Source organism: Enterobacter sp. KBR-315C3_2022 (assembly GCF_041399425.1).
In the GTDB taxonomy this organism is placed as follows: domain Bacteria; phylum Pseudomonadota; class Gammaproteobacteria; order Enterobacterales; family Enterobacteriaceae; genus Enterobacter.
In genome coordinates, this window is the sequence record NZ_JBGKEB010000048.1 from 1 (window position 1) to 5,011 (window position 5,011).

A 5,011-nucleotide genomic window follows, 5' to 3' on the forward strand; every position below is an offset into this window, starting at 1 on the left:
TTTAAGCATAAATTTAAGGAAAATTTAAGATTATGAGAGTGTCACCTGCAAGGACGCTGGCGAATCTCCAGTTTCTGAAGTTCTGCATCTCGTTAGTTTTTAGTGCATCTTCGACTATCGTATATGCAGCGGGCGATATTGAGTTTAATACAGACGTACTGGATGTGCATGACCGCAAAAACATAGATCTAAGCCAGTTTGCTCGAGGTGGCTTCATTATGCCTGGCACCTACGGTATGGTCGTGCATATCAATAAAAACGATTTACCAGAGCAACAGATACCTTTTTATGCGCCAGAATCAGACCCTAACGGCAGTCGGGCTTGCATTAATAAAAATCTGACAGAACTTTTGGGGATTAAAGACAGTGAACTCAAAAATCTTAAATGGTGGCATCAGGGCGAATGTCTTGATGAGTCCAGTATCCCCGGTATGGAAGTACGTGGTGATTTGCCTACATCCACTCTATATGTGAGCATACCGCAAGCATTTTTGGAATATACCGCAGAGAACTGGGATCCACCTTCTCTTTGGGATGAAGGTATTTCTGGAGCGGTGCTGGATTATAATTTTAACGCACGAACTCAGAGACAGGCTCATGGCAATGGTAGTGGTTACAGTCTTAGTGGCAATGGTACTGCTGGATTCAATACTGGTGCATGGCGTCTACGTGCCGACTGGCAGAGTAATATAGACCACAGAACTGGTTCGAGGCAATCCACCGAACATAAATTAGACTGGACCCGCTATTACGCATATAGGGCTATCCCTATGCTTCGTTCCAAGCTTACGATCGGAGAAAACTATCTAGACTCCGGCATCTTTGACAGCTTCCGCTTCAGCGGTGCGAGCTTGATGTCGGATGATAATATGCTTCCACCGAACTTACGCGGTTATGCTCCAGAAGTTGTCGGGGTAGCGAAAACGAACGCTAAAGTAACCGTAAGTCAGCAGGGACGGATACTTTATGAAACACAAGTTGCAGCCGGTCCGTTCCGCATTCAGGACATCAATGATGCTGTTAGCGGTGAACTAAAAGTTCGTGTTGAAGAGCAAGATGGAACCGTGCAGGAGTTTAGTATGAACACTGCATCCATTCCATACTTAACACGCCCTGGTTCATTGAGGTTTAAACTGGCAAGCGGAAAGCCGAATGATTTTGATCATCACTCGCGTGGACCGGTTTTCGGTGCTGGAGAGTTTTCTTGGGGGGTGAGTAATGGTTGGTCGCTTTATGGCGGCGCTATATTAAGCAGCGATTATAATTCTCTCTCGGCTGGTATTGGCCGTGACCTGATGGCTCTTGGTGCCCTGTCGTTTGATGCTACGCAATCCCGAGCTCAATTACCACAGGTCGATGGCACAATGAGCGGTGGTTCATATCGCCTAAGTTATTCGAAAGATTTTTACGAGTACGATAGTCAGGTGACCTTTGCTGGTTATCGCTTCTCGCAAAAAAACTTTATGAGCATGAGCGAATACTTAGATGCGCGATATTATGGTGCGCGAATTGGTAATGGCAAAGAAATGTACACCATTACCCTAAGCAAACAATTCCGTGACTTAGGGCTGAGCACTTATCTCAATTACAGCCATGAAACGTTTTGGGATCGACCTGAGAATAATCGCTTTAACCTTACGCTATCACACTATTTTGATTTAGGTGCGCTTCGTAATATCAGTATGTCTCTATCGGCATACAATAATAAATATAATAGTGTGAACGATAACGGCGCGTACTTATCATTTACGCTCCCGTGGGGTAATAACGGTACATTAGGTTACAGCAGCTCTATTAACAAAAATGACGTAACGCATCAGGGAAATTATTATAACAGATTAGATGAGCGTACTAATTATAGCTTAAGCGCTGGAAGTTCACGGCATGGTGCTAGCCTGAGTGGATACCTCAATCACGAAGGTGATATGACCCGTATGAGCGCTAACGCCAGTTATCAAGAAGGGCGCCATAGTGCGATGGGATTGTCCCTACAGGGCGGTGCAACGCTGACTAAAGAAGGTGGTGCACTGCACCGCATTGGGATGCTGGGTGGTACTCGAATGCTCATTGATACCAATGGTGTTCCGGGTGTTCCAGTACGCGGCTACGGGCGTACAAGCAATACTAATGCATGGGGGAAAGCGGTAATTGGCGATGTGAACAGTTACTACCGTAATAAGGCAAGTATCGATTTGAATAATCTTAGCGATAAGGCTGGAGCGAATAAATCCGTTGTACAGGCGACCCTGACTGAGGGAGCAATTGGCTATCGCCAATTTGATGTGATTTACGGCGAAAAAGCGATGGCCGTCATCAGGCTGGAGGACGGTTCGGAGCCACCTTTTGGTGCGACTGTTGTCAACACTCGTAAACAGGAAACCGGCATAGTTAATGATGGTGGTGGGGTATACCTGAGCGGTATCAACGCCGGAGAGATTATGACTGTTCACTGGTCTGGAAGAGCACAGTGTGAAGTGAATATTCCGATGCCTTTGCCAGTTGATATGATGACGAACAGTCTTTTCTTACCTTGTCATTCGATAAGTGCAGATATCTCTACCGAGGACAATAAATAAGCGAGAGTGTTCGTATCTGTAATAAAGGAATCTACAACTTTAATGTCAATTACAAAGTGACATTATCAAGTAATGAGAAGTTGCGCTTACAGACAATTATGAGCCCCTGAGGGCTGGGAAGAGGAAAATGATGCATAAACTGAAAATGTCGACTCTACGTCCATACGATGGATGCGCAGCAGTATCCTTGAACAAAAAAAAACTGATATCGACGGTCATGGCCGTTAGTATTCTGAGTACTTTTACTGTCCAGCATGCTCAGGCTGCTATTGCCCTTGATCGCACGCGAGTCATTTTTGATGGTGATCAGAAATCAGTTAGTCTCAGTGTCTCTAATCAGAACAAACAACTGCCATATCTTGCGCAAGGATGGATTGAAGATGAACAGGGAAACAAAATCCAGAGTCCCCTGACGGTATTGCCACCAGTGCAGCGTATCGAGCCCGGTAAGCCGAGCCAAGTTAAAATTCAGGCTCTACCGGCGGTGCAATCGCTCAAGCAAGACCGAGAAACTCTCTACTACTTCAATTTGCGGGAGATACCACCAAAAAGCGATAAACCTAATACTCTGCAGATAGCGCTGCAGACACGCATCAAACTGTTTTATCGTCCTGCTTCAGTCGCAATGGACAAGAACGCTCCGCCACCTCAGGAGCAATTGACCCTGACAAAACAGGGCAACAACTATGTTGTTAACAACCCGACGCCTTACTACATAACAATTGTGGATGGAGCTACAAATAAAAATGTAGAAGGTGTCAAAGGGTTTGAACCAGTGATGGTGCCCCCGAAGGGGCGGTTACCATTAACTGTTAGCGTGTCCAGTTTAGGCAATAGCCCGGTTCTGACCTACGTCAATGACTATGGTGGACGCCCGCAACTTAGCTTTAGTTGCAGTGGTACAGTCTGCAAGGTAGTGACGGATAAGAACGTCGGCTGATGATATCAATGCTATCTGTCTGATTTGGCGAATGAATTTTTGGCGCTGTGGCGCGGAGGTAACATGGTAGAGAAATACGATAATAATCCGGCACCAGCCATCCGCATAAAGGAATCGAGCCATTACCTATATCTTGGATGTCTTGCAATACTGATAGGCCTGATGTCGGATGCCCAAGCTAAACAAGATAACTGGTACGTAGAGGGGGCTAACGGGACACTATATGTACATGGTGCTCTTACTGAAAGTGCCTGTCGACTTGAGATGGAAAGTGCTCGTCAAGATATCATTTTGAATGATATTGGTACAGGTCGCATGCAGAGTATTGGTGCCAGGGGGAATCCTGTGCGATTCGAACTACGATTAGTCGATTGTTTGCGCAGCGTGGGGAGTAAGCATGATAGTCGCACAGATAGCTCGACCTGGTCTAACACGCAGCCTGCACTCACAGTGAGCTTCCGTGCTACACGCGATTTGGATAATCCCCAACTTGTCAAAGCAGAGGGTATTTCCGGAGTGGGTCTACGCTTTGAAAATGATCGAGGGGAGGATGTTCGACTGGGCAGTAATGGTAAACCATTATTATTGATGCCTGGGCAGGACATCCTGAGCTACACCGTGACGCCGGAACGGACGCCGGCTGAGCTGGTCGTTGGTAACTTCAAAGCAGTAGTGGATTTTCACTTGAGCTATGACTAAGGCGGCGGTATGTATGATTTGAGATATCTCAGTTGCTATATATGGCACTTTTTAGTTGCGTTATTTGCAACTGTGCCGCTAATGGCATTTTCCTCAAGTATGGCGACGGTGATTGTGAAAGTATCGGTGATGAAACCTCCCTCTTGCACGATCAACGACAACAGACCGATAGAGGTAGAATTTGGTGAAGTGTTGACTACACAAGTAGATGGTAAGAACAAGAGCACGCCGGTTAATTATACTGTTCGCTGCAGTGGAGCTGATGTAAACACACGGCTTAATTTACAGGTTCAAGGTTTGCCAGCTAGTTTTGACAACACAGTTCTTCAAAGTACGAGTGAAGGATTAGGTGTCGCTCTGAAAGTGAAGAAGGACGGTATATTGTCCCCCTTCGCAATCAATACTTGGTGGCAAAATGTAACACCTACCAGTCTGCCTGATCTTTGGGCTGTACCGGTTAAGCAAAATGGTGTGACTCTGCGTGGTGGAGAATTTACGGCGGGAGCGACCATGAGTGTTGCCTACCCGTGAAATAGGATGCATATGAAAATATTGATGATATGCCATACAGGGGTCCTAATTACACTATTGGGTCTAAGTATTTCTGTGTCGGGAGCAGGGTATGGGGATATGCGATTTCACGGTACTTTAATAGAACCTCCTCCATGCACTATCAACGACAATGGTTTGATCGATGTAGACTTCGGTCAACGATTGGGTATCAATAAGATAGATGGGAATAATTATCGTCAAGAACTAAATTATATTATAACATGTGCTAAAGGAACCGGATGGT

4 protein-coding genes are annotated in these 5,011 nt (G+C 45.7%); all 4 read left to right on the forward strand.

The features are described 5' to 3' along the window. Positions 1-32: 32 nt before the first annotated feature. The 4 genes from AB8804_RS22975 (at position 33) to AB8804_RS22990 (ending at position 4,746) form a co-directional block, all read left to right on the forward strand. Positions 33-2,576 (forward strand): outer membrane usher protein, encoded by a 2,544-nt coding sequence (locus AB8804_RS22975; RefSeq protein WP_371190236.1) that lies wholly within the window; start codon positions 33-35, stop codon positions 2,574-2,576. A 217-nt stretch (positions 2,577-2,793) separates the two neighbouring features. Beyond that, complete coding sequence (locus AB8804_RS22980; protein WP_371190240.1) at positions 2,794-3,516, forward strand: fimbria/pilus periplasmic chaperone; 723 nt, start codon at positions 2,794-2,796, stop codon at positions 3,514-3,516. 63 nt (positions 3,517-3,579) lie between these two features. Continuing rightward, positions 3,580-4,215 carry a fimbrial protein gene (locus tag AB8804_RS22985; RefSeq protein WP_371190237.1) on the forward strand — a complete coding sequence of 212 codons (636 nt, stop codon included), beginning with the start codon at positions 3,580-3,582 and terminating at the stop codon, positions 4,213-4,215. Between the two features lie 9 nt (positions 4,216-4,224). After that, positions 4,225-4,746, forward strand: coding sequence for a fimbrial protein (locus tag AB8804_RS22990; protein ID WP_371190238.1), 522 nt, complete (start codon positions 4,225-4,227; stop codon positions 4,744-4,746). Positions 4,747-5,011: the final 265 nt, after the last annotated feature.

What these genes read in the sequence shown, in the direction of transcription:
- AB8804_RS22975 (WP_371190236.1), top strand. Translation starts at nt 33, where the DNA reads ATGAGAGTGTCACCTGCAAGGACGCTGGCGAATCTCCAGTTTCTGAAG.
- AB8804_RS22980 (WP_371190240.1), top strand. Translation starts at nt 2,794, where the DNA reads ATGGCCGTTAGTATTCTGAGTACTTTTACTGTCCAGCATGCTCAGGCT.
- AB8804_RS22985 (WP_371190237.1), top strand. Translation starts at nt 3,580, where the DNA reads ATGGTAGAGAAATACGATAATAATCCGGCACCAGCCATCCGCATAAAG.
- AB8804_RS22990 (WP_371190238.1), top strand. Translation starts at nt 4,225, where the DNA reads ATGTATGATTTGAGATATCTCAGTTGCTATATATGGCACTTTTTAGTT.